Consider the following 1,125-nt stretch of genomic DNA (forward strand, 5'->3'; position numbering starts at 1 on the left):
AGAGGTCGTTTTCATCTTGAATGCTGTGCTTTGAGTTGGTTCATTCTGTCTCTCGGAGTGTTGCTGGTGGGTCTGTGGAGGCGGCTCTGCTTGGTGAGGCTGGCGGTGTGACGGATGGGGCGGAGGTCTGCTCGCGCCTGTCTCATTCCAGGACGCCCGGTTCTGTTCCGTGCTTCGACGCGGCAGGATGCGCGCCTGGGCGCACGCCCCCGGGCGGCGGTATGCCCAGATCATGGCTGACCGTCGTGCGTATCCGAGTGATCTATCCGATGCCCGCTGGGAATTGATCGAGCCGGTCCTGGCGGCGTGGCGCTTCGAACGTCGTGGCCGAGCCCTGGACTTCGGCAGGCCACCGGAGCATGACCTGCGCGAGATCATGAACGCGATCCTTTACGTGGACCGCACGGGCGTGCAGTGGCGCTACCTCCCGCACGACTTCCCACACTGGAACACGGTCTACGGGTACTTCGCCAAGTGGCAGCAGGAAGGCGTGTTCGCGCAGCTCAACGGCCTGCTCAGGCGGCTCTTGCGGCAGAAGGAGGGCCGGGAGGCCGAGCCGTCCGCCTGCGTGCTCGATGCGCAGAGCGTCAAGACTTCCACCAGCGTGCCCGCCTCGAGCCAGGGCACGGACGCGGGCAAGAAGATCGTCGGCCGCAAGCGGAGCATCGTCACCGACACCCTTGGCCTCCTGCTCGCAGTGCTGGTCACAGCCGCGAGCGTGCAGGACTCCGCCGCCGGCACCCACCTGGTCGACCAGATCGCGACCGCCCACCCCACCATCCGCAAAGCCTGGGTCGACGGCGGCTACCGCCGGCACCTCGTCGAGCACGCAGCCACCCTCGGCATCGACATGGAAATCGTCCAGCGCACCCCCGGGACCAGGGGATTCACCCCGCTGCCCAAGCGCTGGACCGTGGAACGGACCTACGGATGGCTGATGTTCCACCGCCGTCTCGCACGCGACTACGAAACCCTCCCAGCCCGCTCGGAAGCCATGATCCACCTCGCCATGACCGACCTGATGGCCCGCCGCCTCACCGGTGAAACCACAGTCTCCTGGCGCGACCCGACACCACCGGACCAAAACCGCATCACGGGATGAAACAACGGGAGAAAACGACCTCT

Annotated in this window: 1 protein-coding gene; it reads left to right on the top strand. The window is 66.0% G+C overall.

The genetic code is table 11. From position 1 onward, the window contains the following. The first annotated feature begins 232 nt into the window (after nt 1-232). Nucleotides 233-1,102, top strand: coding sequence for an IS5 family transposase (locus ACZ6D7_RS47575; protein ID WP_469505181.1), 870 nt, complete (start codon nt 233-235; stop codon nt 1,100-1,102). Nucleotides 1,103-1,125 lie beyond the last annotated feature (23 nt).

It is taken from the genome of Streptomyces sp. NPDC041784, assembly GCF_055591025.1.